The sequence below is a fragment of the Methylocystis sp. genome (assembly GCF_021731785.1).
Classification (GTDB): Bacteria; Pseudomonadota; Alphaproteobacteria; order Rhizobiales; family Beijerinckiaceae; genus Methylocystis.
Genome location: NZ_JAKFWS010000016.1, coordinates 103177 through 129688 on the forward strand (window position 1 = coordinate 103177; position 26512 = coordinate 129688).

The window sequence follows — 26512 nt, forward strand, 5'->3', positions numbered from 1 at the left end:
AGGCGCACATGCCGCACGCCTGGTGGCGAACAGGAACGGTCTATCAAATCTATCCGCGCTCCTTTCAGGACTCGGACGGCGACGGCGTCGGCGATCTCGAGGGCGTGCGGCACCGGCTCGACTATCTTGTCTGGCTCGGCGTCGACGCGATCTGGCTCTCGCCCTTCTATCCTTCGCCGATGCATGACTTCGGCTATGACGTCGCCGACTATTGCGAGGTCGATCCGCTCTTTGGCTCGCTTGCAGGTTTCGATGCGCTTGTCACGGAGACGCATGTCAAGGGACTGAAGATCATTGTCGATTTCGTTCCAAACCATACGTCCAATGTGCATCCCTGGTTTCTAGCGAGCAAGGGCGCGCGTAGCGATCCCAAGCGCGACTGGTATCTTTGGCGCGATCCCGCGCCAAACGGCGGGCCCCCGAACAATTGGTTCAGCCATTTCGGCGGCGGCGCCTGGAGCTGGGATGAGCAAACGCAACAATATTATCTGCACTCATTCTTGCCAGAGCAACCCGATCTCAACTGGCGCCATCCGCAAGTCCGCGCGGCAATGCATGACGTGCTGCGTTTTTGGCTGCGGCGCGGCGTCGACGGATTTCGCGTCGATGTGATCTCGCATATCGTCAAGGACGCCGCCTTCCGCGACAATCCCGCCAATCCGAGTTGGACCGGAGAAGGGCCCGACATCATTCGTCTCGCCCAGACCTATTCCTCGGACCAATCCGAAGTACATGACGTCATCGCCGAGATGCGACGGGTGGTCGATGAATTTGACGATCGCCTGCTGATCGGCGAAATCTATCTGCCGATCGAGAGGCTAGTCGCCTATTACGGCAAAGAGCTGCAAGGCGTCCATCTCCCGTTCAATTTCCAGCTTCTAGACGCGCGCTGGAACGCCGCCGAGATCGGCCGATTGATCGAGAAATATGAAGCGGCGCTGCCGCAAGGCGCCTGGCCGAACTGGGTGCTCAGCAATCACGACAGGCCGCGCATTGCGGCGCGCGTCGGCTCGGCGCAGGCGCGGATCGCCACGATGCTGCTCCTGACGCTTCGCGGCACGCCGACGCTCTATTACGGCGATGAAATCGGGATCGGCCATGTCGATATTCCGGCGGATCGCGTGCGGGACCCTTGGGCGAAGCGCGAGCCGGATCTCGGCGTCGGCCGTGATCCGTCTAGAACACCCATGCAATGGGACGCCGGGCAATTCGCGGGATTTTCGACGCGCGAACCTTGGCTGCCGCTGACGCCAGACCGCGAGACACGCAACGTCGCGACAATGCGCGACGAAAATTCATCGATCCTCGCCTTGACGCGAAAGCTGCTCCATTACAGGCGCGAACGTGCCCCGCTCAACAAGGGCGAATGGCGTCTCTTGTGCTCTAGCGATGACATTCTCGCCTACGAGCGTGTTTCTGGCGAAGAACGCGCATTCGTGGCGCTCAATTTCTGTAGCGAACCCAGAAGTTGCGCGCTTCCCACGACCGCTGGCGCCAAAATAACGATCTCGACCCATGGCGACCGCCGCGGTGAAGCCGTCGGAACGGTACTATGCCTTCGCCGCGATGAGGGCGTCCTCCTCACCTCACCATGAACCGCGTTGACCCGCGGTCCATGCGACAGCCCCGCCGGCGATCAGATTGTCAATGAGGATCGGGATGCTTCGCGCGTGCTGTTGAAGCGCCCTGACATCATTATCATCGACCAGCCCACTTCGGCCCTCGACGAAATGGACGGGTTCGACCATTGTCCATGCCGCTCGCCGGCCGGCGTGTCGATGGGAGAGTAGATGAGTGCAACCTCATCGTCACCAATCACACGCCCACATTTGTAGGCTTCGAAGATCCACCCCATTTCACGCATACCTAGCGAGGGCTGCCGAACGAGCGGCAGCGACGCCTTTTCATCTTGGGGACTGAAAGGTTGTTTCGGCGCAGCTTGCAGCCGCTGACCTTTCTCTGGACTTCCTTGCGTAAGAGAGCGTTGCTCGGACATACAGGCGGGCACGATTTCGGGCGCTTCTCTCCTCACCTCGCGGGTTAAATGGCCTTGGCGGGGTCGTGCTGGCGACAGCGTCAGCTGTCGAAGTAAAGGAGGAGAAGATGCCGAAAACTACCGCATTGCAACGAAAGAAACTCGTGACAACGGCCGCGCCGACGGCGTGGCGGTGATCCCCGTGAAGCTGAACAAGGCGGCTGTCCGACGATCGAGCGAAAACGTCGCGAGGCGCTTCCAGAACGGCGTCGGTGATTGAACGCGTCATTGCCTAATGGCCGGGCCGTGTGACCTTCCTGCAACAGCCAACTCAATAAACTTGATGTATTAATTACGACGACCTCGACGCGCAAACGCGCCTAGTTCGATAGGACGCCCAATGGAATGGCCCTATAGTTACACAATAGCTATTGCTGGCTTGCCTTTAGCATTTATCATTTGGATATGGCGGTATTCTGAGGCTCCGCTCGCTAGGCGATTTGAAGTCCTGTTCTTTTTCAGCTTGTTCGTCGGTTCGGTAGCGGCAACGACCCGACTCTACAGTCCATCGCAATTCCCATGGCGTTTTCTGGCAAAACCGCCTGTGGAAGCCGTGCAATCGGATCAACGCGCATTTTCCTCGGAACTCGCCGTCGCCCCGAATAACTCTGGGCCGTCGCTTTCGGAACCCGCGCTGACTTATGCGTCGCCGGAGGCCAGCATTGTTGACAATCGATTTGCATCCAACGGCCTGTCTGGATTGGATCGATGGACGGCTGTCTATGATATCTCGGCGCATATGGTCTATCTACCCAATGGCGCGGCATTAGAGGCGCACTCGGGCCGAGGCGCCAATTTGGATGACCCGCGTAACGTCCATAAACGCATGGAGGGCGCCACTCCGCCGCACGTATATGAGCTTGCCGTGAGGGAGAAGCCGTTTCACGGCGTTCGCGCATTGCGTCTGAAGCCAATCGGGGGCAATGGCTATATCTATGGACGGACAGGTCTCCTCGCGCACACGTATATGCTTGGGCCGAAGGGCGATTCCAATGGTTGTGTAGTCTTTAAGCGCTACGACGCATTTTTGCAGGCGTTTGAAAGTGGCGAAGTGAAACGTTTGGTGGTCATGGCGCATATAGATTGAAGGTTGCGCATGCAGGCATTCAAACAGACTTTTCGAATACTACGACATTTGACCTGAACGCGCGCCAGCTATTGCTGGGGTTTCAATGGGAAGCTGCGCGACGAGTGCGTAAACCAGGAAATCTTGTGCAGCCTCCGTCCCACTCTCGATCAGAGGGCGACACTGCACTACTCTCAAATCCGCCGGACCAGAATAGCGGTCAGGTCAGGGAAGGACGGCGGCATTGGTGTAAATAATGGCGACAAGCAGGCGATCATTTCTGCGGGGCGCTGGCGTCTCCGCGCTCTCTTTGCCGGCCGCGCGCCGCGCTTTGTCGGCGGAAATCGCGCAGCTGGGCTTCGCCAATGGCGAGAGGACTCTAGTGCGCTATCCAGGGAAGCGCGCGCTAATTGAGCAGACCATCAGGCCTCCCCAGCTCGAAACCCCCTGTTCGGTTTTCAACGAAGGCGTGTTGACGCCGAACGACGCGTTTTTCGTTCGATATCACTTGGCGAACATTCCGCTAGCCATCGACCCAGAAGCTTTTCACCTCGAACTGCGGGGCCATGTCGAGACGTCGCTCTCGTTCTCGCTTGTAGAGCTGAAGCGCAACTTCGAGCCGGCGGAGATCGTCGCCGTCAACCAATGTTCGGGCAATAGCCGCGGCTTCTTCGAGCCGCGCGTCGCCGGCGGACAATTTGGCCATGGCGCGATGGGCAACGCCCGATGGCGGGGCGTCGCGCTCAAAACGCTCCTGGAAAAGGCCGGGCCGAAGCCTGGCGCCCGGTCGGTGGCGTTTAACGGACTAGACGGTCCGGTCGCGCCGGGAACCCCGGACTTCGTCAAGTCGCTGGACGTCGCGCACGCGGGCGACGGCGAAGTGATGGTCGCATACGGCATGAATGGCGAAGATCTTCCATGGCTGAATGGCTTTCCGCTGCGGCTCGTGGTTCCCGGCTGCTATGGAACCTATTGGGTGAAGCATCTCAACGAGATCGAAGTGCTCGACAAGGATTTTGACGGCTTCTGGATGTCGAGCGCGTATCGCATCCCGGATAATGACTGCGCCTGCGTGACGCCAGGAGCGCCGAAAGGCGCGACGCGGCCGATCAAGCGGCTCAATGTGCGCAGCTTCATTACGAGTCCGGCCGAAAACGCGAAGGTCGCGGCCCATGTCGCCTTCGAGGTCAAGGGAATCGCTTTCGACGGCGGTCATGGCGTCGAGGCCGTTCTTCTCTCCGCCGATGACGGCGCGAGCTGGATCGCGACTCGGCTCGGCGAAGACCTGGGTCGATATTCCTTTCGAGAATGGCGGAGCGAACTGTCCCTAAGACCCGGCGTGCATCATTTGAAATGCCGCGCCGTCAATCGCGTCGGCCAGTCGCAGCCCTTGGCGCCCTTATGGAACCACGCCGGCTATATGCGCAACGTTGTTGAGACGGTTCAGATAGAGGCAGTGTAGCAACATGCAGCGCCTCCATAAAGGATTGATGCTGATCGCGACGACGGCGCTTCTCGCGCCCACGCTCTGCGCCGCGGAGACGCTCACCTATTCCCTGCCGGAAGAGACCGCGAGGCTGCGCGCCGGATTAGGCCAGGAAACCGTGCAGAAGAATTGCGTCGCCTGCCATTCCGTCGACTACATCGAGCGCCAGCCGGCCAGGATGGGACGGGCGTTCTGGGATCGCGTCGTGAAAAAAATGATCGAGTCCTATCGCGCCGAGATCGACGAGGCCGGCGCTGCCGCGATCGTCGATTATCTCGCTGCGACGTATTGAAGCTTCACCGCTCGGCCTTACGCCGCACGGACGCATGCATGGACTTCGGCAGGCGGTCCAGGATGTTGCGCGCCTTTCGCGTCTTGTCGCGTGCATGCCGAGGGCCGCAGGACGGCGCCGCGTCGCTTTCCATCATCTCGGCGAGCGCCTCTATCCCCGAGGCATGGCAGAAGCATTCGAAGCTCGCCGTCATATTCGCCAACGCCTGAGCCGTCATGGCTCTCGCGGGAATCGCCGTCCCCAGCAAATTTAGCGGTCCGCATCGCAACCGATTATCATCTGCGCGCGGCTTGCCTTACACAAACATCGAGGTCGCGGTGATTTTGGCGTGTCTGCTCGAGCGCAAACCCGAGAGTGAAAATGCGTTCCACTGCGTTGACGCTCAGGTCCTGGGTGAGACCCTCGCGGCGAATCGCGGCAAGAGCCTGTGTGAAGTGATCGATGGCGGCTTCGGCCTTGTCGAGCGGTGGTGGCTTGCCCCGAGCGACCAGCGCTTTTCCGCATTTGCGAAGATGATCTGCTGCGGTTTCAGCGACGCGGTCGAGCACGGGCCCGAGCCGCGGCTGGAATTTCTCGAGAAGAGGCTCGGAGGCGACCCGCCCGATCATTACGAGGTCGTGACGCAGCCAGCGAGCAACAATCCGATGGACCTCCCGCGAGGAAGCTTATCTGCCCGTGCTTCGCCTCGGCGGCGACGGCGTCCACCCGTGCATAGGCCTCGCCGATGCTCGCGTGGACGCGCTGGGTTGCCGCAGCGTCGCGAGGTTGCATGAGGCCTGCGATGTCGCGTCGACTTGGTCGTCGTGCGTCGAATTTGGAAAGCCGAGTAGTTCATTCAAATAGGTCGCGAGCCAGGGCGCCGATTCGGGCAGGTGGTCCTGCCCGGCCTCGAAACGCGCCGCCTGCGCCAGCAGCCTGGCGAGCTTTTCCCGCTGGGGCGGTTGCGCGATCGCGCGTAAATGACCGGTTCGGTAGAGATCCTGCGCCAACGCCCGGCCGAGTTCCGTATCCTTGACGATCCTTTCAACCGTAAAACTCCGGCTCGGCCGGCGACGACCGGGCTTTTTCGTCCGGAAGGCAGCTTCCACTCCCCGCGTCCGCGCCTTATCTGACGAGCATGCGCCGGCACCGCATGGGCCGGCTATTTCTTGGTTCCTATATAGCCCGGTCAGCGATGGCCGGACTTTTTCGTGCGATGGTCGATGCCTTCACGCAAATCGGCGAGCGGTCCTCGCGCCGGAGCTGACCGCCATCCGCGCCGCGCTCGAAAAGGTCGGCATCGAGTTCATCAATGGCGGCGAGCCGGGCGTGAGGTGCCGCAAAATTGGACTCAATCCGCCCTTGTGCTAATGTCACGCTGCGTCGAAATGACGCGCGCCCCTGGTGAGGGACGAGAAAAAGCGCTACAAAACAATTGTTTAGGCGCGGTTCTCCGAAACAAGGGATGGAGTCACGATCATGGCTAAAGAACTCGAAGTCACGTCGAACACATACATCTTCGCAGCCATCGGGGCCGTTATCATCGGAGGTCTCGCTGCGATAGCGCTTGGCGGCGTCGCCAACACGGTCGCCGCGGCTGTTGTCGGTGGACTGGCAGGCGGGTGCCTGGGCCTGTTCATGTAAACCAAAAATTCAGCTGACGGTGAGCTTAGCTCGGCGTCAGCTCCCGCCGGGTAACTTCGCCTTGGCGGCCAGAGACGCGCCGGGAGTGGGGAGCGCAGGCGCATCTGACCAACTTGCAAGCACATTGATCCGCAAAAAAGCCCGCAGCCGTCATCGAAGCCGCGGGCAAGGGACGGAGTGCGCCCACCTATCGCAATGGCTCACCGAAGGCAGGCATTTGTCAGAATAGCCGCGGCTCACGCGATGACAAGTATCGTCCTCCGATCGGCCGGCGTGAAGCTGAAAAAAGACCCGCGACCGTGAAGTCGCGGGAATGATGACAGAAGAAGGTCGCCACGAGAGCGACGCCGACCAACGCGCCGAGGCAAGCGTGGTAGGCGCAGGCGACGCTTAGCGCCCGAACGTCATTCGAGAGCCCTAACTCTGCTTTGCGCTCCATCGCTTCGCCGTCTCGCTTCGGCCCGCGCTGTTGATGGGCAAGATTTTCGATGACCGAGACAATCCAATGTCGCCAAGCTTCGCGGTCAAAAAGGGCGTTTGCTACCGCTACTATGTCTCAGGCGCCATCGCTCAGGGCCGCAAGACAGAAGCTGGATCAATTGCGCGGGTTCCGGCCGAACTCATCGAAGAACGGGTCTTGAATGAACTTCCCGGGATCAGCGAGAGGCCGGAGCATCGGATCAAACTGGCGCCGCCATCGTCGCGGAGGAACTCGACAGGGTCATCGTTCGGCCCGACCGGCTGGAGATACGCCGTCGAAATTAAGCGTGCGACGCTTCCACCGATGGCGTCATCATCGCGGACTGGGTCAAGCCGTTCGCAATCCGCAGACGCCAGATCATTCTCCCCGAAATGAGCGACAAGCCGATGCGTCCGATCCGGGTCGAAGAACAGGCGCGGCTCGTCAAAGCGATCAGTCTGGCCCGTCGCTGGCTCGATGACATTGTCCAGGGATCGATCGCCGACATCAACGAACTTGCAGAACGCGAACAGCGCAGCGAGCGATCGGTTCGCATGACGCTATCGCTCGCATACCTCGATCCTGCCATCGTTAAGGCTGCGGTCGATAGTCGGCTCCCGCGCGGCCATGGCGTCTCGCGTCTTGCTGATTTGCCAATCGCCTTTGCCGACCAGTGGTCCGCGCTAGGACTTCACCGACCAGCCTAGTTTGCCGATCGCCAGCGACGGCGAGAGCTTCGATAGGCTTCGCTGAATTCCCAACTCGTCACGAGATAATCAGTTCGAACTGATGCCCGATGCAGCGGTTGGTCGCTCAATCCACATTGCGCCGCGCCAACCATGTCGGAATCGAACCGGTCTCGACCATTGTCGAACCGAGTCTCCGCGCCGCCCTCGACGGAAAACGAATTCTTGCGAGCAGAGACTTTCGGCTAAATGGCGGTAGAAGCCTCCACTTCGGGCGTCTCGGTGAGGCTCTATTCATGGGAGGAGGACGCTAAGTCACGGATCTGTCGGCAGAACTGCGACGAGATAAAAGAGTTATCCAAACAGCGGCTTAACGTGGTGGAGCCAGACGGAATCGAACCGACGACCTCTTCAATGCCATTGAAGCGCTCTCCCAACTGAGCTATGGCCCCATAGTTTTCGGACGCCTCTTGGGGGAGGTCCGGGCGGCTCGTCGCCGTCGCGCGCTGTATAGTTCAGCCGCGCGTCGCCTGCAAGCCCGTCGAAAACCTGGCGCGACCGCTAAGAAACGGTGGGTCAGGGGCGTTCGGCAAGAAAAGAATTCACCGTCTCCAGAAATTTCGCCACTGAAATCGGTTTCGACAAATAGGCTTCGCAGCCGCCCTGAAGGATTTTTTCCTCATCGCCCTTCATCGCGAATGCGGTGATCGCCACGACGGGAATCCCTCTTAGATCATCGTCAGCCTTAAGCAGGCGCGTGACGTCGAGGCCGCTGATCTCTGGCAACTGAATATCCATCAGGATGAGGTCGGGCCGATGATTGCGCGCCAGAGAAATCGCCTCGCGGCCGTTTTTCGCGCACAGCGTCGCATGGCCGATGGACTCCAGAAGATCGTTGAAGAGCTTCATATTGAGCTCATTGTCCTCGACGATCAGTATGGTTTTGGTCATTGCCTTTCGGCCCGCTGTCCGGATGCGATGGATTTCCGCTTAGCATAAGCGGCTTAATGGAAAGCGCCAATGATCGGCGCAATTCTAACGATTATGCGGTCCTTGCGGGCTTGCGCTCACTCCGGCCCTCAACTAAACGGATTGCGCGGTAGGCCGCAGCCTGGCGTAAAGTCTACGCTTCGCGGTCAGCGGAAATCTGCGGCGTTCAGCGGCGCTCTCGCTCGCATCGGAGGCGCGGGTCGATGACTCTCCTCATGCCGGCGCCCGAGCCGGAGATCATGTCGCGACGCAACGAATTGATCGCGCGACTTCGCGCCATTCTGCCTCGTGAAAGCCTGATCGTCGACGAGGTCTCGCGGCGCGCCTATGAATGCGACGCCTTCACGATGTATCGCGCGCTGCCGCTTGTCGTCGCTTTGCCCGAGAGCGTTGAGCAGGTTCGCGCCATCATGGCGCTCGCCGCCGAAATGAATGTCAAGGTCGTGCCTCGCGGCGCCGGCACATCGCTTTCCGGCGGTTCGATGCCGCTTGAGGACGGCATTCTTCTCGGCATGTCCAAATTCAATCGAATCCTCGACATCAACTATGAGAACCGCTGCGCGCGCGTGCAGCCTGGCGTCCAGAACCTGGCGATCTCCAAAGCCGTCGAGGCGCAGGGCTTCTACTACGCGCCGGATCCATCCTCGCAGATCGCCTGTTCGATCGGCGGCAATGTCGCCGAGAACGCCGGCGGCATTCACTGTCTGAAATACGGACTGACGACCAATAATATCCTGGGACTCGACGTCGTCCTGATGGGCGGCGACTTGATCAGGCTCGGCGGCAAGCATCTGGATAGCGAGGGATATGACCTCATAGGCCTGGTGACGGGCTCTGAAGGATTGCTCGGCGTCGTCACGGAGGTGACGGTGCGGCTGTTGCAAAGGCCGCCTCTCGCGCGGGGGCTGCTGCTCGGCTTTGCGAGCGTGGCGGCAGGAGCGCGTTGCGTCGGCGCGATCATCGCGCGCGGCGTCATCCCGGCTGGGCTGGAGATGATGGACAGAGCGACGATTCATGCGGTCGAGCGCTTTCAGCCCTGCGGCTATCCGCTCGACGCGCAAGCGCTGGTCATCGTCGAACTCGACGGAACGCAAGCCGAAGTCGACCATCTCGTCGGCGTCGTGCAGAATATCGCGCGCGACGAAGGGGCGACGACGATACGGGCGTCGACGAGCGAAGCCGAGCGGCTGCAGTTCTGGGCTGGTCGCAAGAACGCCTTCCCGGCGGTGAGCTGCATCGCGCCAGATTATCTTTGCATGGACGGCACGATCCCGCGCGCGCGACTGCCTGAAGCGCTCGCCGGCATGGATCGGCTCGCCAAGGAGCAGGGACTCAGCGTCGCCAATGTGTTCCACGCCGGCGACGGCAATCTCCATCCGCTCATTCTCTATGACGCGTCGAAAGAGGGCGACGTCGAACGCGCGGAAAAGCTCGGCTTCGACATTTTGCGCCTGTGCGTTTCGCTCGGCGGCGTGCTCACCGGCGAGCACGGCGTGGGCGTCGAGAAGCGCGACCTCATGGGCGAAATGTTTAGTGACGTCGACCTCGCGCAGCAGATGCGGCTCAAATGCGCCTTTGACCCGGCCGGCCGTCTCAATCCGGGCAAGGTGTTTCCGACGCTTCATCGTTGCGCCGAACTCGGGATGATGCATGTCTCGGGCGGCAAAATGCCCTTTCCCGATCTGCCGAGATTCTAGCGATGCACTCCGCTCCGGCGACGCTCGAAATCCGCGATGAGGCGGACGCCGTAGACGCGATTTGCGCAGCGAACGCGAAAGGCGTCTCCTGCGCGATCGTCGGCGGCGGCTCGAAGTCAGGACTCGGACGCTATGCGCCGCAAGCGCAGACGCTTGCCACCGGGGCGCTTGCCGGCGTGACGCTTTACGAACCCAACGAACTTGTTCTCTCGGCGCGCGCCGGCACGCGTTTAAGCGAGATCGAAGCGCTGTTGGAGAGCAACGAGCAACAGCTCGCCTTCGAGCCGATCGACTACGGACCGCTTTTCGGCGCAGAGCGGGGCGGCGCGACGATTGGCGGCGTCATTGCCGTCAATGCTTCCGGTCCGCGGCGGATCAAAGCCGGCGCGGCGCGCGATCATCTGCTGGGGTTTCGCTGCGTCACCGGCCGTGGCGAGCTTGTAAAATCTGGAGGCCGCGTGATGAAGAACGTCACCGGCTATGACCTGTCGAAGCTCGTCTGCGGCTCCTACGGCACGCTGGCGCTTCTCGCCGAGCTGACGCTAAAGGTGCTTCCGAATCCCGAGACGGAATGCACGCTGCTCGCCATCGGCGCGGACGAGGCCGAGAGCCTCGCGCTGTTGCGCCGCGCCGCAGCGACTCCCTGCGAGCCTTCTTCGCTCGCGATGCTGCCGGCCGGCGCCGCATTGGCGCTTGACGTACACGCCGCCGCCATTCGCCTCGAGGGTCCTGCGATATCGGTGACGGCGCGCCGCGACGATCTCGCTGCGCGTTTGGCGGGCGGCGGCATTCGATTCGAGACGCTCGACGTAGTCGATTCGAAGGCGCTGTGGCGAGATTTGCGCGACGCCGCGCCTGTCGCCGCCAAGCTCGGCCAAGTCTGGCGTATTTCCGTCGCGCCCACCGAAGGCTTCGCGGTCGTCGAACGCATGCGCCGCGCTGGCGCGCCCCTGCTCGCGCATTTCTATGACTGGGCCGGCGGATTAATCTGGTTCTGCGTCGAGCCCGCACCTGACGCGCATGCCGCCGCAGCGCGCGGCGCGGTCGACGCCTGCGGCGGCCATGCGACTCTCATCCGCGCGAGCGCAGAGACGCGTGCGAGCGTTGATGTCTTCCATCCGCAACCGGCGCCGCTTGCGGCGTTGACCCGCCGCGTCAAGGAAAGCTTCGATCCTGCGCATATTTTGGAGCGTGGCCGAATGCGCGCGGAGTTCTGAAAAGCGATGCAGACGTTCTTTTCTCTGCGCGCGCTGGCCGATCCCGACATGGCGGAATCGGAGAAGATTCTGCGCGCGTGCGCGCATTGTGGATTTTGCTCGGCGACGTGTCCGACCTATCTTCTCACCGGCGACGAACTCGACGGCCCGCGTGGCCGCATCTATCTCATCAAGGAGATGTTCGAGAAGGAACGGCCGGCCGATGCGCACACGGTTCGTCATATCGATCGCTGCCTGTCCTGTCTTTCCTGCATGACGACGTGCCCGTCGAGCGTGCATTTCATGCATCTTGTCGATCACGCGCGGGCGCATATCGAGAAAACATATGCGCGGCCTTTCGCAGAGCGCGTGATGCGCGCGGCGCTCGCTTTCGTTTTGCCGCGGCCTGCTCTCGCGCGACCGCTGCTTCGCCTCGGCGCGGCGCTGCGCCCCTTGGCGCGCTTGCTGCCACGCCGAATCGCGGCGGCGCTCGCGCTCGCGCCGGCGCGGATTCCGCCCGCTTCAAGCGTCGACTCGCCGCAGGTCTTCGCGGCGCAAGGCGCGCGCAAGATGCGCGTTGCTTTGCTCAGTGGCTGCGTTCAGACAGTCATCGACACGTCGATCAATGAGACGACGATACGGCTCCTGACGCGCCATGGCGTCGAGGTCGTCGTCGCGAAGGGCGCCGGCTGCTGCGGGGCGCTACCGCATCATCTTGGAAAGGTCGACGATTCGCTACGCTTTGCGCGCGCAAACATCGACGCCTGGTGGCGCGAAATCGACTCTGGCGGACTCGATCATATCGTCATCAACGCTTCGGGCTGCGGAACGAACGTCAAGGACTACGGCCATATGTTTCGCAATGATCCGGCTCTCGCGGACAAAGCCGCGCATATTTCGGGGATGACGAAAGATGTGACGGAGCTGATGACTGAAATTGGCTTAGCGCCGTCGGGCGAGGCGCCGAGACTTAGGGTGGCCTACCACTCGGCCTGTTCCCTGCAACACGGGCAGAAGATATCGCAAGAGCCGGTCGCGCTGCTGGCCGCGGCGGGCTTCGACGTCGTCGCCGTTCCGGAAGGTCATATCTGCTGCGGTTCGGCGGGAACCTATAATGTGCTGCAGCCGGCGTTCGCTGACGAGCTGCGGTCGCGAAAGGTCGCCAATATCGAGAGCGTCGCGCCGGATATCGTCGCCGCCGGCAATATCGGCTGCATCGTTCAGATCAGATCGGGGACGCCGATTCCGGTCATGCACACCGTCGAACTGCTCGACTGGGCGAGCGGCGGTCCGAAGCCGGACGCGCTCGCTCGCCGAGAAATTGGAAGCGCTGTCTTCTGACGGACCGCCTGTGTCATTCCCGACGCTCGCGAAGCGATCGATCGGGAATCCAGAGCAAGCCAACACTCGTGGATTGATTCTGGATTCCCGGTCGGACCTTCGGTCCGCCGGGAATGACATATGAACTGATTAACAGGATTCCCTGAACTCGGTACTACCGCAAAAACCCCACAATGTCCTTCACTGCGTTCATGTTTTCGCGGGCGATGGCGCGGGCGCGTTCGGCGCCGTCGCGGAGCACCCCGTCGACATAGGTTTCGTCCTCGCGGATGCGGCGCATTTTATCGGTAATCGGCGCCAGTTTGGCGACCGCGAGATCGACGAGCGCGCTCTTGAAGTTCGAAAAATTGGCGCCGCCGAATTCGCCGAGCACATCCGTCTTGCTCTGCCCCGAGAGCGCCGCATATATGCCGACGAGATTGTCGGCCTCCGGGCGCCCTTCGAGGCCTTTTTCCTCGGAAGGGAGAGCGTCGGGATCGGTCTTCGCCTTCTTCACCTTCTGGGCGATCTGGTCGGCGTCGTCGGAAAGGTTGATGCGCGAATAATCCGAAGCATCCGACTTCGACATTTTTTTCGTCCCGTCGCGCAGGCTCATCACCCGCGTCGCCGGCCCGGAGATCAGCGGCTCGGGCAGGGGAAAGAAGGCCTCGCCAAAGCCGTTGCGTGCGATTGATTCCGAAAAGTCATTGTTGAACTTCTGGGCGATGTCGCGCGCCAGTTCCAGATGCTGCTTCTGGTCGTCGCCGACCGGCACATGCGTCGCGCGGTAAATCAAAATATCGGCGGCCATCAGCACCGGATAGTCGAGCAGGCCCATGGAGGCGTTCTCGCGATCCTTGCCGGCCTTGTCCTTGAACTGGGTCATGCGATTGAGCCAGCCGATGCGCGCGACGCAATTCAACACCCAGGCGAGCTCGGCGTGCTCGGGCACCTGACTCTGGTTGAAGACGATATTCTGCTTGGGGTCGATGCCGCAGGCGATAAAGGCGGCGGCGATTTCACGCGTGTTCGCCTTCAGCGCGATCGGGTCCTGCGGCACGGTGATCGCGTGCAGGTCGACGACGCAATACATGCAGTCGAAGCTCTTCTGCAGCTCGACGAATCTGACGATCGCGCCGAGATAATTGCCGAGATGCAGATTGCCGGTGGACTGCACGCCCGAGAAGACGCGCTGAGGGAATGGGGACATGTGATCGGCCAAGGTTTGCGTTTGGCCGGTCTTATGGCGAGAAGAGCGCGCAGGCGCAAGGGGACGGCTCTCCCTCTCCCGTTTACGGGAGAGGGTGGCGCCGCGAAGCGGGGTCGGGTGAGGGCCGCTGCGAGATCACCCTCATCCGTCATGCTGCGCATGACACCTTCTCCCGCAAGCGGGAGAAGGGAAACGCCAAATCATTCAGACTTACAAAATAAACCGGCTCAAATCTCGGTTCTTCGCCAGATCGCCAATGTGCTCCTCGACATAGGCGCCGTCGATGACGATTCTGTCGCCGGCGCGGTCGGACGCCGAGAAGCTGATGTCGTCGAGCACGCGCTCCATCACCGTCTGCAGGCGCCGCGCGCCGATGTTCTCGACGGACGTATTCACCTGCACGGCGACCTTGGCGATCGCGTCGACGGCGGAAGGCGCGAAATCGAGCGTCAGGCCTTCGGTGCCCAGCAGCGCGGAATATTGCTTGGTCAGGCAGGCCTCGGTTTCGGTGAGAATGCGCCGGAAATCATCCTCGTTGAGCGAGGCGAGTTCGACGCGAATCGGCAGACGCCCCTGCAGTTCGGGCAGAAGGTCGGACGGTTTCGCCACATGGAAGGCGCCGGAGGCGATGAACAGCACATGGTCTGTTTTCACCGTTCCATGTTTCGTCGCGACCGTCGTGCCTTCGATGAGCGGCAGAAGATCGCGCTGCACGCCCTCCCGCGAGACATCGGCGCCGCCGCGTCCTTCGCGCGCGCAGATCTTGTCCATCTCGTCGATGAACACGATACCGTTGTTCTCGACCTCGTGAATCGCTTCGCGGACGCTCGCTTCCTGATCGATCAGCTTGTCGCTCTCGTCGGCGATCAGAGGTCCCTGCGCCTCTTTCACCGAGAGTTTGCGCGGCTTGCCGCGCTGCATCGCCTTGCCGAAAATATCGCCGAGCGAGAAGGCGGAAACGCTCGCGCCGGGCATGTTCGGCAGTTCGAACATTGGCATTGAGGAGCCAGACTGGGTTAGTTCGACTTCGATCTCCTTGTCGTCGAGTTCGCCCGCGCGGAGGCGGCGCCGAAACGTCTCGCGCGTGCCGGGCGAGGCTGCCGGGCCGACCAGCGCATCAAGCGTTCGATCTTCGGCTGCTTGCTGGGCGCGCGCCTGCACGTCCTTGCGGCGGCGTTCTTTGACCATCACGATGGCGACCTCGATCAGATCGCGCACAATCTGCTCGACGTCGCGGCCGACATAGCCGACCTCGGTGAATTTCGTCGCCTCGACCTTAAGGAAGGGCGCATTGGCGAGACGCGCCAGACGACGCGCGATTTCGGTCTTGCCGCAGCCGGTGGGGCCGATCATGAGGATGTTCTTGGGCAGCACCTCTTCGCGCATCTGGCCTTCGAGCTGCAGCCGGCGCCAGCGGTTGCGCAGCGCGATCGCGACGGCGCGCTTTGCATCATTTTGCCCAACGATAAAGCGATCAAGTTCGGAAACGATCTCGCGGGGCGAGAAGTCGGCCATGGCAGGTTCCTTCGGAACGGCAGTAGGCAGCAGGCAATCGGCAGTGAGATAATCCCACTGCCGACCAACGACTGCCTAATCCCCTATATCTTCTCCACCACCACATTTTGATTGGTGTAGACGCAAATCTCGGAGGCGATCGTCATCGCGCGGCGGGCGATGGCTTCGGCGTCGAGCGAAGAATCGAGCAGGGCGCGCCCGGCGGCGAGCGCGTAGTTTCCGCCCGAGCCGATCGCAGCCACCGCGCCCTCGCCCGTGCTTTCCGGCTCAAGCACGTCGCCGGAGCCGGTGAGCACGAGGCCTACGCTCTTGTCGGCGACGAGCATCATCGCTTCCAGGCGCCGCAGATAGCGGTCCATGCGCCAGTCTTTGGCGAGTTCGACGCAGGCGCGCATCAACTGCCCGGGATATTGTTCGAGCTTCGATTCAAGCCGTTCGAAGAGCGTGAAGGCGTCGGCGGTGGCGCCCGCGAAGCCGGCGATTACGTCGCCCTTACCAAGGCGGCGCACTTTCTTGGCGTTGCCCTTCATGATCGTCTGGCCGAGGCTGACCTGACCGTCGCCAGCGATCACCGTTTCTCCCGCTTTCTTCACGAGGATGATCGTCGTTGCGTGCATGGCCGCCAAGCGGGGTTGTTCGCTATCCATTCGCTCTATCCAGCCCGTGATGTCCAGCCGATGTAAGGTTCTGCGTTGATTTGAGCAAGGGCGGAGCGGCGACGGCGTCGCCGCGCATCGCTGAGCGGAGCTTTGGGTTCACTCGCGGGAAGCGCCGGCGAGCGGCGGGGAAAAATCCAGAATCTCGCGCGTATACGTCTCATGCACCTCGGACAGAGGACGTTGATCGGGCGCATAGACCACCGCCGTGTGCTCGAACACATCATGCGGAATGGAGAGCGCGCCATCGGCATTCTGAGGCAAGGCGGCGGTCGCCGATGATTCCCAACCTTCGGGCAGCGGCGACCAGCGCATCTTCATCTCGATCGTGCGACGGAACGGCTGAAGCGGAGCGATCGCCTTGCCGAAGGGCGTTTCCGTCGCTTCAAGCGTTCGGATCATTTCGTCGGAAAGCCGACCAGGCACGTACCAATTGTCGGCCTCCGACAGCACATGTTCGCCGCAGGCGAGCTGCACGCGCCGATATTTGACCGGCTCTTCGGCGCTGACATCGAGCCGCCTGCGCGTCTCCTCGCTTGGCGGCTTTTCGACTCCAGCGACGCGTCGCGCGAGGATTTTGGGCGCCGCGGACATCTTGTGGTCGGCGCACCATTTCTCGAGCGTCGCCGTCGCGCTGCGGCTTGCGAGCAGCGAGGCGTTCAGCGTTTGAATGAGGGCTAGTGCTTCGACGCGCGAAACAAAGCCGTCACGCCAAGGTTCGGCGGTCGCCGGAACGGAGGCTGACGCCGTTGCAACGAGGCCAAGAACGAATTTAGCGCGCATGGTTTCTTGTCCCCTCGCTTTGCCGGTACGCCGATCGGTCGAGCGGCCGGTAACTCCCGCCGCATGCGGCATTATGCGCATGCGAGCGTCTTTCTGGGGCGTTTTCGTCAAGCTATAAGCGCTTTACCGCGTCGAATGAATTGCCGTGGTCGCGCTTGGGTAGGGAATCAACGCGAACAGCCGGACCATTCTTCGTTTTGGGTCCGATCTGCCGAGACGTGGCGTTCGTTGGCGCGCATCTCGCTTCTCCTTGACGCGGAAGCGGCTCGGGTGGCGTATCCAAGACGGACTTGCTACAAGCTGGCCGCTTGCGGCCGCATCCGCCGGAATCGCCGGCGAAGCCCACAAAAAGGCAGGAAATGCGCAGCGCGACGATCGAGCGCAACACCAAGGAAACGAGGATTTCCGTCACCGTCGACCTCGATGGGACCGGCCGCTCGGCCATTTCGACGGGGTTGGGCTTTTTCGACCATATGCTCGATCAGATCTCCCGTCATGCGCCGCTGGATTTGACGGTGCGCGCCGAGGGCGATCTGCACATCGACGGCCATCACACGGTCGAGGACGTTGGCATCGCCTTCGGCCAGGCGGTGGATCGCGCGCTCGGCGACCGCCAGGGCATTTCCCGCTATGGCGACGCCCACGTGCCGCTCGACGAGGCGCTGACCCGCGTCGTGGTGGACGTCTCCGGCCGTCCCTTTCTCGTTTACGACGTTTCCTTTCCGGCGCAGAGGATTGGGGCTTTTGACACGGAATTGATGCGTGAATTCTTCCAGGCCTTCTCGGTTCAGGCCCGCGTCGGGCTGCACATCGAATGCCTGCGCGGCGTCAACAGCCACCACATCGCCGAAAGCGCCTTCAAGGGCTTCGCGCGCGCCTTCGGCAAGGCGGTCGCGATCGATCCGCGACGCACACAGGGCGAAGCGCCTTCCACCAAGGGAACGCTCACCGCCTGAGATGAGGCGCGTGACGCCGACGAGGGGAGGCCGATGGCGATATTCACTGTTCATTTTCCGCGAACGGCGCCGGGCGAGCCTCCCGCGCCGGATAAGATCGTATTCCTGCGCGACGGCTTTTCCTGGCCGGCCCTGCTTTTTGGTCCGTTCTGGCTTGCCTGGCGGCGCGCCTGGCTCGTCGCCGGCCTCTGGACGCTGCTTCTCGTCGCTTTGACGCTCGTCGCTTGGAAGCTGCAAGTATCGCGCGACGCGGTGGCATGGCTGACGATTGCGCTCGCTATCTGGCTTGGCTTCGAGGGGGAGCGGCTGGTTGGCTGGAATTTAGGGCGGCGCGCCTATGTCGAGCAGGATCTCGTCATCGGCGAGGACCTCGACGAGGCGGAGGCGGTCTACTTCCACCGTCACCGTCCGGCGCAGCCGGTCGCGAAGCAAGAGATCGCGCGGGAGCCCGCGCCTTGACGACGGCGATCATCGACTACGGGTCGGGCAATCTGCATTCCGCCTTGAAAGCCTTTGAGCGCGCTGCACGCGAGTCGCAGGCCCAGGACGATATTCGCGTCACCAGCGATCCCGAGGTCGTGCGCGCCGCCGAGCGCGTCGTTCTGCCGGGCGTCGGCGCTTTCGCCGATTGCCGTCGCGGCCTGATGGCGATCGAGGGCCTTTACGCCGCCCTGCAGGAGGCGGTCATCGATCGCGCCAGGCCGTTCTTAGGAATTTGCGTCGGCATGCAGCTCATGGGCGCGCGCGGCCTCGAGCACGGCGAATCGCCGGGTCTCGGGTGGATTCCAGGGGACGTCGCGGCGATCGAGCCGGCTGACCCTTCCTTGAAAATCCCGCATATGGGCTGGAACACGCTGACGCTAAGCTGCGAACATCCGCTCTTTGCCGGCGTCCCGACCGGCGAGCGCGGATTGCACGCTTATTTCGTGCATTCGTTCCAGCTGACTCCGGCGGCGCCGCAACACGTCCTGGCGACGACCGACTATGGCGCGCCGCTCACAGCGGCCGTGGCGCGCGACAATCTCGTCGGCGTGCAGTTTCATCCCGAAAAAAGCCAGAGGTTGGGCCTAGCGTTGATCGGCAATTTCCTTAGGTGGCGACCGTGATCCTGTTTCCCGCAATCGATTTGAAGGAGGGGGAGTGCGTTCGCCTCGCCCAGGGCGACATGGACCGCGCGACCGTGTTCAACGATGATCCCGCGGAGCAGGCGCGCGCTTTCGAGCGGGTCGGTTTCGAATATCTGCATGTCGTCGATCTCGACGGCGCCTTTGCGGGCGCGCCGCGCAACGCTTCCGCCGTCGAAGCCATTCTCGCGACGCTGACGATCCCCGTGCAGCTTGGCGGCGGCATTCGCGACATGCGCACGCTGTCGCGCTGGCTGGAAAAAGGCGTCGCCCGCGTCATTATCGGCACGGCGGCGGTCAAGGACCCGTCCTTTGTGCGTGAGGCGGCGCGCGTTCATCCGGGCCGCGTCGCCGTCGGCGTTGACGCCAAGGACGGCTGCGTCGCCGTTGACGGCTGGGCGCGCACGACGCGAATGTCGGCGCTCGATCTCGGCAGGAGCTTCGAAGACGCGGGCGTGAGCGCCATCATCTACACCGACATTTCGCGCGACGGCGTGCTTACCGGTCTCAACATTGACGCCACCCTGGCGCTCGCCGACGCCCTCACCATACCCGTCATCGCGTCGGGAGGCCTCGCGTCGCTCGCCGACGTGGAGCGTCTGTTGCAGCCAGATTGCCACAAGCTCGCCGGCGCCATCACCGGGCGGGCGCTTTATGACGGGCGGCTCGATCCGGCGCAGGCGCTGGCGATGATCCGCCGCGCGCGGGCGGCGGAGGACGCCTAGTGCTCAAGGCCCGCGTCATTCCCTGTCTCGACGTGAAAGAAGGCCGCGTCGTCAAAGGCGTCAATTTCGTCGATCTGCGCGACGCCGGCGATCCGGTCGAATGCGCGGTCGCCTATGACGCCGCCGGCGCCGACGAACTTTGCTTTTTGGACATCACCGCCAGCCATGAGAATCGCGGCATTCTGCTCGACGTCGTCCAGCGCACCGCGGAAGCCTGCTTCATGCCGCTCACTGTGGGCGGCGGCGTCCGCACGCTTGACGACATCCGCAATCTCTTGCTCGCCGGCGCCGACAAGGTCTCGATCAATTCGGCCGCCGTGGCCAATCGCGGCTTCGTTCGCGAAGCCTCGGAAAAATTCGGCGCGCAATGTATCGTCGTCGCGATCGACGCCAAGTGCGTTTCCGATGGCCGGTGGGAGATTTTCACCCACGGCGGCCGCCGCCCGACCGGCATCGACGCCGTCGACTATGCGCGCGAGGTAACGGGTCTCGGCGCCGGCGAAATCCTGCTGACGTCGATGGATCGCGACGGGACGAAGAGCGGTTTCGATATCGCGCTGACGCGCGCGGTCGCCGACGCGGTGCATGCGCCGGTCATCGCCTCCGGTGGCGTTGGAACGCTCGATCATCTCGTCGCCGGCGTTAGGGAAGGCCATGCCAACGCCGTGCTCGCCGCTTCGATCTTCCATTTCGGCGAATATTCGATCCCGCAGGCGAAGCGCCACATGGCCGCGGCGGGGCTGCCGATGCGCCTCGACGGATTGGAGGCGGCGTGATGATGGCGATTGAACGGCTCGAATGTCATTCCCTACGCGCGCAACGCAACTGCTCCGAAGCGGGGGCGGGTTGGGGAGGGGGGCTGTCGTGACCTTCACGCTCGACGACCTCGCGGCGCTCATCAAATCGCGGCGCAATGACAGCGCTTCGACGTCATATACGAAGACCCTGCTAGACGCCGGAATGCCGAAGATCGCCAAGAAATTCGGCGAAGAGGCGGTCGAAGCGGTGATCGCGGCGATGGCGGGCGACCGCGCCGCTCTGACCAACGAAGCCGCCGACGCCTTGTACCATCTCCTCGTCATGCTCGAAGCGCGGGATGTCTCGCTCGATGATGTCTTGCGCGAGCTGGAGCGGCGCACGAACCAATCGGGTCTCGCGGAGAAAGCCGCTCGTGGAGCGAAGGAATGACGGCGGCGGAGCTCCTCCCCAACAACGAAGTCCTTTCGCCCTTCCGGCACTTTACGCGCGCAGAATGGGCGACGTTGCGCGCCGACACGCCGCTGACGCTGACTCTCGACGATCTCACCCGGCTGAAATCGCTCAACGATCCGATCTCGCTCGAAGAAGTCATCGAAATCTATCTGCCGCTGTCGCGACTGCTCGCGCTTTATGTTGCGGCGACTCAAGGTCTCTTCAAAGCGACGCAGCGCTTTCTCGGCGCCGAGGACGGCAAGGTTCCTTATATCATTGGCGTTGCGGGCTCCGTCGCGGTGGGAAAATCCACGACGGCGCGCGTGCTGCGCGCATTGCTGTCGCGCTGGCCGAACACGCCGAAGGTGGAACTCATCACCACCGACGGATTTCTCTTGCCCAATAGAGTCCTCGAAGCCGAACGGCTCATGGACAAGAAGGGTTTTCCTGAGAGCTACGACAATAAATCGCTGCTGCGATTTCTATCCGATGTGAAGGCGGGCCGGCGCAATGTCTGCGCGCCGGTCTATTCTCATATGACCTATGACGTCGTCGAGGGCGAGGCGACCTGCGTCGACCGGCCCGACATTCTTATTGTCGAAGGCGTCAACGTCCTGTTGGCGCCGCGTATGCGCGACGGGCGCGAAATTCCCTTCGTCTCAGACTTTTTCGATTTCTCGATCTATCTCGACGCGCCCGAGGACGTGCTGGAGCAATGGTATGTGGAGCGGTTTCGACGGCTCCAGCAGACGGCGTTCCGCGATCCGAAATCCTACTTCCGGGTCTACGCCGATCTCGAAGAAGAGGAAACGACGCGCGTCGCCAAAGACATCTGGACGCGCATCAATCTCGAGAATTTGCGCCAGAACATCGCCCCGACCCGCCCGCGCGCAAGTTTGATCCTGACCAAGGGCCCCGACCACAAGATTGAGGAAGTGGCTCTACGAAAGCTATAGACTTCGCCGCAACCGTGGCGGCGGGGGCGCGTCGCGCCGGGCGTGGGCTATAGGGGTGGGCGCATGCTCGCGGGTCTGCAAATACTCGTTTTTCTCCTGGCTGCGGTGGCGCTCGTCGCCTTCATCGCCTTGCGCTCGGGCGTCGCCTCGCCGATCCTGCTTGTTGCGGCCGGCGTGTTGATCGCCGTCGCGCCCGGCGTGCCGCCCTTCGTGCTCGAGCCGCAATTCGTGTTGCTCCTCGTGCTGCCGCCAGTGATCTACATTTCCGCCATCAACATGAGCTGGCGGGAGTTTAAGTTCAATCTGCCGCCGATCCTTCTGCTCGCCGTGGGCTGCGTCGTTTTCACCACCATTTCAGTTTCGGTCGCGACGAATTGGCTGCTTGGCTGGCCTCTGGCGGTTGGCTTCGTGCTCGGCGCCATCGTCTCGCCGCCGGACGCCGTCGCGCCGCTCGCCATTGCCCGGCGTATGCAACTGCCCCGGCGTATCCTTGTCATTCTGGAGGGCGAGGGCCTCGCCAACGACGCCACGGCGCTGGTTCTCTATCGCTTCGCGGTGGCGGCGGTCAGCATCGGCTCTTTTTCGCTGGCGCAGGCGGGCGAAACTTTCACGGTGATCATTGTCTCAGAGATTCTGTGGGGCGTTGGCGTCGGCTGGACGATGTTGCGGTTGCGTCGCTTCATGCGCGATCCGCGCATCGAAATCACGCTATCGCTGATCACGCCTTACCTCGCTTATTGGCCGCCCGAACATCTCGGCGGCTCGGGCGTCATCGCGACGGTGGCGACTGGCCTTTACATCAGCTGGAACGGACCCCGGCTGATCAGAGCCGCGACGCGGCTGCAAGGCGTATTCTTCTGGGACTTCTTTCTTTTTCTCATCGAAGGCCTCGTTTTCTTGTTCACCGGCCTGCAGGCCCAGGCGCTGTTCGCGCGTATCCAGAATCATTCGCTGTACGAATTGGCGGCGTCCGCGGCGATCGTCTCGCTCGTCGTGATCCTGGCGCGCTTCGTGTGGATATTTCCGCTTACCTATCTGCCGCGCTGGCTCATTCCGCCGCTGGCGCGACGCGATCCTTCGCCGCCCTGGCAATGGCCCTTCATCATTTCCTTCACCGGCGTGCGGGGGATCGTCTCACTTGCCGCGGCGCTGGCGATTCCGCTCGCGACGGCGCGAGGCGAGCCCTTTCCCTATCGCGACGCGATATTTTTTCTCACCTTTTGCGTCGTGATGGTCACGCTCGTCGTCCAGGGCGCCGCGATGCCATGGATCATTCGCAAACTCGGTCTCGCCAAAACCGGCATGGAGGAGCGCCTTGTCGACCGCGCCGAAGAGCTGTGCGCCCGCCACGCCGCGATCGAGGCGTCGAGCGCGAAGCTCGCGACGCTCGGCGCCGAGAACGACGTTCCCGAAGAGGCGATTCTGACCCTCGGCGCGCAGCAGGAATATTTCTTGTCGCGCATCCGCATGAAGTGCGAGGCGAGCGAAGAACGCCGCGCGATGGCGGCGCGTCACGACGAGCTCGAACTGCAGCTCATCGCCGAGGAGCGCAATCTGATCTACGCCATGCTGCGGGAAGGCAAACTCAAGGATGAGGCCCGCCGCCGCATCGAGCGGGAACTCGATCTGCGCGAGGCGGATGTGCTGAACCGCCGCGCCGAGCGGGCAGAGTAGGGGGCGCCATGTTTTCCAACGGGGTGCTCGTATGTCAATTCCCGAGGCGCGCGGAGCGAGCGATCGGGAATCCGGAGCCTCAAACTAAATGTCAAAAATTCAGCTAAATTCCCGGTCAGGCCTTCGGCCTGCCGGGAATGACAACGCGCGGTTTCGTTAGGCGTTCCCCACCGTGCGCAGCAGCGGCGCGGCGCGCCCATGCGCCGACTTGCCGTCGATGACAAGCCCTGTCGCGTCGGCGGAAACTTCGACCGTCGCGCCGTCGATGATCTCGCCGGCGAGCAGTCGCTCGGCGAGCGCATCCTGCAACTCCTTCTGCATGACGCGTTTCAAAGGCCTCGCGCCGTAAGTCGGATCGTAGCCTTTCGCCGCCAGCCAGTCGCGCGCTTTGGAGTCGAGGTGCAGCGTGATCTTGCGATCTTCGAGAAGCTTCTGCAGCCGCTTGACCTGGATGTCGACGATCGCGCCCATGTCCTCGCGCCGCAGCCGGTTGAACAGGATGATCTCGTCGACACGGTTCAGGAACTCCGGCCTGAAATGCCCGCGCACCACCTGCATCACTTCGTCATGCACGGCGGATGAATCCTCGCCCTCCTTCTGCATAACAAGGAATTCCGAGCCGAGATTCGACGTCATGATGATCAGCGTGTTCTTGAAATCGACGGTGCGGCCCTGGCCGTCGGTCAGACGCCCGTCGTCGAGCACCTGCAGCAGCACGTTGAAGACGTCCGGATGGGCTTTCTCGATCTCGTCGAAGAGCACGACCTGATACGGCCTGCGGCGAACGGCTTCGGTCAGAGCGCCGCCTTCCTCATAGCCGACATAGCCGGGCGGCGCGCCGATGAGCCGCGCGACCGAGTGCTTTTCCATATATTCCGACATGTCGAGCCGCACCATCGCAGTCTCGTCGTCGAAGAGGAAGCTCGCCAGCGCCTTGGTCAGCTCGGTCTTGCCGACGCCCGTGGGACCAAGGAAGATGAAGCTGCCAATCGGGCGGTTGGGGTCCTGCAGTCCGGCGCGCGCCCGGCGCACCGCGGTCGACACGGCGACCACCGCGTCATGCTGTCCGACAACGCGCTTTGCAAGCTCGTCCTCCATATGAAGGAGCTTCTCGCGTTCGCCTTCGAGCATCTTGTCGACCGGCACGCCCGTCCAGCGCGAGACAACCTGCGCCACGTCATTGGCGGTAACCGCTTCGTCGACGAGCGTGTCGGCTTCGGTTTCTGTCTCCTTGAGCTTCCTCTCGAGGTCAGGGATTACGCCATAGGTCAGTTCGCCGGCGCGCTGATATTCGCCGCGCCGCTGCGCCTGAGCGAGTTCGTTGCGCGCCGCTTCGAGCTGCTCCTTGAGCTTCTGCGCCGCTCCGAGCTTGTCCTTCTCGGCTCGCCAGCGCGCAGTGAGAGCAGCCGACTTCTCTTCGAGGTCGGCGAGCTCGCCTTCGAGCTTCGCGAGTCGATCCTTTGAGGCCGTATCCGTCTCCTTTTTCAGCGCTTCCTGTTCGATCTTCAGCTGAATGATGCGCCGGTCGAGTTCGTCGAGCTCCTCGGGCTTCGAATCGATCTGCATGCGCAGACGCGACGACGCCTCGTCGACGAGGTCGATCGCCTTATCGGGGAGGAAGCGGTCAGAGATGTAGCGGTTCGACAAAGTCGCGGCGGCGACGATCGCGCTATCGGTGATGCGCACGCCGTGATGGAGTTCGTATTTCTCCTTCAGTCCGCGCAGGATCGAGATCGTATCCTCGACCGTCGGCTCGTCGACGAAGACTGGCTGGAAGCGTCGCGCCAGCGCCGCGTCCTTTTCGACGTGTTTCCTGTATTCGTCGAGTGTCGTCGCGCCGACGCAATGCAACTCGCCGCGCGCGAGCGCCGGTTTGAGCAGATTGGAGGCGTCCATCGCGCCATCCGCCTTGCCGGCGCCAACGAGCGTGTGCATCTCGTCAATGAACAGGATGACATTGCCCTCGGCGGCGGTGACTTCGTTAAGCACCGCCTTCAGACGCTCCTCGAATTCGCCGCGATATTTCGCTCCGGCGATCAGCGCGCCCATGTCGAGCGCCAGCAGCTTCTTATCCTCAAGCGATTCAGGCACGTCGCCGTTGATGATGCGCAAAGCCAGGCCCTCGACGATCGCCGTCTTGCCGACTCCGGGCTCGCCGATCAGCACGGGATTGTTCTTGGTGCGGCGCGACAGCACCTGGATGGTGCGGCGGATTTCCTCGTCGCGGCCGATGACGGGGTCGAGCTTGCCTTCCCGCGCGGCCTCGGTCAGGTCGCGGGCGTATTTCTTGAGCGCGTCATAGGCGTTTTCGGCGGAAGCCGAATCCGCCGTGCGGCCCTTGCGCAAATCCTCGATCGCGGCGTTCAGCGTCTGCGGCGTGACGCCCGCGTCGCGCAAGATGCGCGCGGCCTCCGAATCCTTCTCCATGGCCAGCGCCAGCAGCAGGCGCTCGACGGTGACGTAAGAGTCGCCCGCCTTCTGGGCGATCTTCTCGGCGTTGTCGAAGAGTCGGGCCGTCGCCGGCGCGAGATAAAGCTGGCCGGCGCCCGAGCCGCCGACTTTCGGCAGTTTCGCCAGCGCCGCTTCTGTCTTGGCCAGCGCCTCGCGCGAGCGGCCGCCGGCGCGGTCGATCAGCCCGGCGGAGAGGCCCTGATCGTCGTCGAGCAGGACCTTCAGAATATGTTCAGGCGTAAACTGCTGGTGGCCCTCGCGCGTCGCCAACGCCTGCGCGCTCTGCACGAATCCGCGCGCGCGTTCGGTATATTTCTCAAAGTTCATTGATAGCCCCTCTGACCATGAGGCGGCCCTCGGTCGAGCGGCGCGCCTCGCGTCCAAATTTTTCGTTTAAAGCCCCTTGCGGCGGCCCTCGTC

26 protein-coding genes, 1 tRNA gene and 1 pseudogene are annotated in these 26512 nt (G+C 62.5%); 17 read left to right on the top strand and 11 right to left on the bottom strand.

From position 1 onward, the window contains the following. Nucleotides 1-8: 8 nt before the first annotated feature. Nucleotides 9-1595, top strand: a complete 1587-nt coding sequence (locus QZ964_RS03730; RefSeq protein WP_292528921.1) for an alpha-amylase family glycosyl hydrolase — start codon at nt 9-11, stop codon at nt 1593-1595. Nucleotides 1596-1636: 41 nt separating this feature from the next. On the opposite strand, the gene QZ964_RS21470 is transcribed toward QZ964_RS03730, so the two are convergent. After that, nucleotides 1637-1996 (bottom strand): TfuA-like protein, encoded by a 360-nt coding sequence (locus tag QZ964_RS21470; protein ID WP_367119214.1) that lies wholly within the window; start codon nt 1994-1996, stop codon nt 1637-1639. Between the two features lie 751 nt (nt 1997-2747). On the opposite strand from QZ964_RS21470, the pseudogene QZ964_RS03735 reads away from it, so the two are divergent. The 3 genes and pseudogenes from QZ964_RS03735 to QZ964_RS03745 all read left to right on the top strand — a co-directional run. Then, a pseudogene (locus tag QZ964_RS03735) lies at nt 2748-3122 on the top strand (DUF2778 domain-containing protein); the annotation flags it as partial. 235 nt (nt 3123-3357) lie between these two features. Beyond that, a complete protein-coding gene (locus QZ964_RS03740; RefSeq protein ID WP_292528922.1) occupies nt 3358-4563 on the top strand; it encodes a molybdopterin-dependent oxidoreductase in 1206 nt (401 codons plus the stop codon). A gap of 4 nt (nt 4564-4567) precedes the next feature. Then, nucleotides 4568-4879: a cytochrome c gene (locus tag QZ964_RS03745; protein ID WP_292528923.1), complete on the top strand. Its 312-nt coding sequence runs from the start codon at nt 4568-4570 to the stop codon at nt 4877-4879. A 4-nt stretch (nt 4880-4883) separates the two neighbouring features. Here QZ964_RS03745 and QZ964_RS03750 read toward each other — a convergent pair whose 3' ends face one another. The 3 genes from QZ964_RS03750 to terL are packed head-to-tail and all read right to left on the bottom strand — an operon-like array spanning nt 4884 to nt 5967. Continuing rightward, a complete protein-coding gene (locus tag QZ964_RS03750; RefSeq protein ID WP_292528924.1) occupies nt 4884-5096 on the bottom strand; it encodes a hypothetical protein in 213 nt (70 codons plus the stop codon). A gap of 58 nt (nt 5097-5154) precedes the next feature. Further along, complete coding sequence (locus QZ964_RS03755) at nt 5155-5487, bottom strand: hypothetical protein (protein WP_292528925.1); 333 nt, start codon at nt 5485-5487, stop codon at nt 5155-5157. A 57-nt stretch (nt 5488-5544) separates the two neighbouring features. Continuing rightward, the gene (terL, locus tag QZ964_RS21475) at nt 5545-5967 is read right to left on the bottom strand and encodes a phage terminase large subunit (protein ID WP_367119215.1); all 423 of its coding nucleotides are present in this window, start codon (nt 5965-5967) and stop codon (nt 5545-5547) included. 370 nt (nt 5968-6337) lie between these two features. Between terL and QZ964_RS03760 the strand changes: the two genes are divergently transcribed. Next, entirely contained in the window at nt 6338-6502 is a 165-nt protein-coding gene (locus QZ964_RS03760; protein ID WP_292528927.1) for a hypothetical protein, read from the top strand. Nucleotides 6503-7354: 852 nt separating this feature from the next. Continuing rightward, nucleotides 7355-7669: a hypothetical protein gene (locus QZ964_RS03765; RefSeq protein WP_292528929.1), complete on the top strand. Its 315-nt coding sequence runs from the start codon at nt 7355-7357 to the stop codon at nt 7667-7669. A gap of 355 nt (nt 7670-8024) precedes the next feature. Here QZ964_RS03765 and QZ964_RS03770 read toward each other — a convergent pair. Beyond that, nucleotides 8025-8100 (bottom strand) — tRNA-Ala (locus QZ964_RS03770). A 124-nt stretch (nt 8101-8224) separates the two neighbouring features. Beyond that, nucleotides 8225-8599 carry a response regulator gene (locus tag QZ964_RS03775; RefSeq protein ID WP_292528932.1) on the bottom strand — a complete coding sequence of 125 codons (375 nt, stop codon included), beginning with the start codon at nt 8597-8599 and terminating at the stop codon, nt 8225-8227. A 242-nt stretch (nt 8600-8841) separates the two neighbouring features. Between QZ964_RS03775 and QZ964_RS03780 the strand changes: the two genes are divergently transcribed. The 3 genes from QZ964_RS03780 to glcF are packed head-to-tail and all read left to right on the top strand — an operon-like array spanning nt 8842 to nt 12872. Continuing rightward, entirely contained in the window at nt 8842-10335 is a 1494-nt protein-coding gene (locus QZ964_RS03780; protein WP_292528934.1) for an FAD-linked oxidase C-terminal domain-containing protein, read from the top strand. Between the two features lie 2 nt (nt 10336-10337). Beyond that, nucleotides 10338-11552 carry a glycolate oxidase subunit GlcE gene (gene glcE, locus QZ964_RS03785; protein ID WP_292528935.1) on the top strand — a complete coding sequence of 405 codons (1215 nt, stop codon included), beginning with the start codon at nt 10338-10340 and terminating at the stop codon, nt 11550-11552. Nucleotides 11553-11558: 6 nt separating this feature from the next. Continuing rightward, nucleotides 11559-12872: a glycolate oxidase subunit GlcF gene (gene glcF / locus QZ964_RS03790; RefSeq protein WP_292528938.1), complete on the top strand. Its 1314-nt coding sequence runs from the start codon at nt 11559-11561 to the stop codon at nt 12870-12872. A gap of 154 nt (nt 12873-13026) precedes the next feature. On the opposite strand, the gene trpS is transcribed toward glcF, so the two are convergent. The 4 genes from trpS to QZ964_RS03810 all read right to left on the bottom strand — a co-directional run bounded on the left by trpS (nt 13027) and on the right by QZ964_RS03810 (nt 17015). Next, on the bottom strand, nt 13027-14061 hold the full coding sequence (trpS, locus tag QZ964_RS03795; RefSeq protein WP_292528940.1) for a tryptophan--tRNA ligase: 1035 nt from the start codon (nt 14059-14061) through the stop codon (nt 13027-13029). 210 nt (nt 14062-14271) lie between these two features. Next, nucleotides 14272-15576 carry an ATP-dependent protease ATPase subunit HslU gene (gene hslU / locus QZ964_RS03800; protein ID WP_292528942.1) on the bottom strand — a complete coding sequence of 435 codons (1305 nt, stop codon included), beginning with the start codon at nt 15574-15576 and terminating at the stop codon, nt 14272-14274. Between the two features lie 83 nt (nt 15577-15659). Continuing rightward, nucleotides 15660-16223 carry an ATP-dependent protease subunit HslV gene (gene hslV, locus QZ964_RS03805; RefSeq protein WP_292528944.1) on the bottom strand — a complete coding sequence of 188 codons (564 nt, stop codon included), beginning with the start codon at nt 16221-16223 and terminating at the stop codon, nt 15660-15662. Between the two features lie 108 nt (nt 16224-16331). Then, the gene (locus QZ964_RS03810; protein WP_292528993.1) at nt 16332-17015 is read right to left on the bottom strand and encodes a hypothetical protein; all 684 of its coding nucleotides are present in this window, start codon (nt 17013-17015) and stop codon (nt 16332-16334) included. Between the two features lie 359 nt (nt 17016-17374). Here QZ964_RS03810 and hisB point away from each other — a divergent pair, with 359 nt between their 5' ends. The 8 genes from hisB to QZ964_RS03850 all read left to right on the top strand — a co-directional run bounded on the left by hisB (nt 17375) and on the right by QZ964_RS03850 (nt 23641). Further along, nucleotides 17375-17971 (top strand): imidazoleglycerol-phosphate dehydratase HisB, encoded by a 597-nt coding sequence (gene hisB / locus QZ964_RS03815; protein WP_292528946.1) that lies wholly within the window; start codon nt 17375-17377, stop codon nt 17969-17971. 33 nt (nt 17972-18004) lie between these two features. Then, entirely contained in the window at nt 18005-18430 is a 426-nt protein-coding gene (locus QZ964_RS03820; RefSeq protein ID WP_292528948.1) for a DUF2628 domain-containing protein, read from the top strand. Beyond that, complete coding sequence (gene hisH / locus QZ964_RS03825) at nt 18427-19077, top strand: imidazole glycerol phosphate synthase subunit HisH (RefSeq protein WP_292528949.1); 651 nt, start codon at nt 18427-18429, stop codon at nt 19075-19077. The genes QZ964_RS03820 and hisH overlap by 4 nt, the downstream gene beginning before the upstream one ends. Continuing rightward, a complete protein-coding gene (hisA, locus tag QZ964_RS03830; protein WP_292528994.1) occupies nt 19074-19820 on the top strand; it encodes a 1-(5-phosphoribosyl)-5-[(5-phosphoribosylamino)methylideneamino]imidazole-4-carboxamide isomerase in 747 nt (248 codons plus the stop codon). Before hisH ends, hisA begins: the two co-directional genes overlap by 4 nt. Next, nucleotides 19820-20596, top strand: coding sequence for an imidazole glycerol phosphate synthase subunit HisF (hisF, locus tag QZ964_RS03835; protein ID WP_292528951.1), 777 nt, complete (start codon nt 19820-19822; stop codon nt 20594-20596). The genes hisA and hisF overlap by 1 nt, the downstream gene beginning before the upstream one ends. A gap of 88 nt (nt 20597-20684) precedes the next feature. Then, complete coding sequence (locus QZ964_RS03840; protein WP_292528952.1) at nt 20685-21008, top strand: phosphoribosyl-ATP diphosphatase; 324 nt, start codon at nt 20685-20687, stop codon at nt 21006-21008. After that, nucleotides 21005-21967 carry a type I pantothenate kinase gene (coaA, locus tag QZ964_RS03845; protein WP_292528954.1) on the top strand — a complete coding sequence of 321 codons (963 nt, stop codon included), beginning with the start codon at nt 21005-21007 and terminating at the stop codon, nt 21965-21967. Before QZ964_RS03840 ends, coaA begins: the two co-directional genes overlap by 4 nt. A 63-nt stretch (nt 21968-22030) precedes the next feature. Next, on the top strand, nt 22031-23641 hold the full coding sequence (locus QZ964_RS03850; protein ID WP_292528956.1) for a Na+/H+ antiporter: 1611 nt from the start codon (nt 22031-22033) through the stop codon (nt 23639-23641). Between the two features lie 156 nt (nt 23642-23797). Here the strand turns inward: QZ964_RS03850 and clpB are convergent, their stop codons facing one another. After that, nucleotides 23798-26419: an ATP-dependent chaperone ClpB gene (clpB, locus tag QZ964_RS03855; RefSeq protein WP_292528959.1), complete on the bottom strand. Its 2622-nt coding sequence runs from the start codon at nt 26417-26419 to the stop codon at nt 23798-23800. Between the last annotated feature and the right edge of the window lie 93 nt (nt 26420-26512).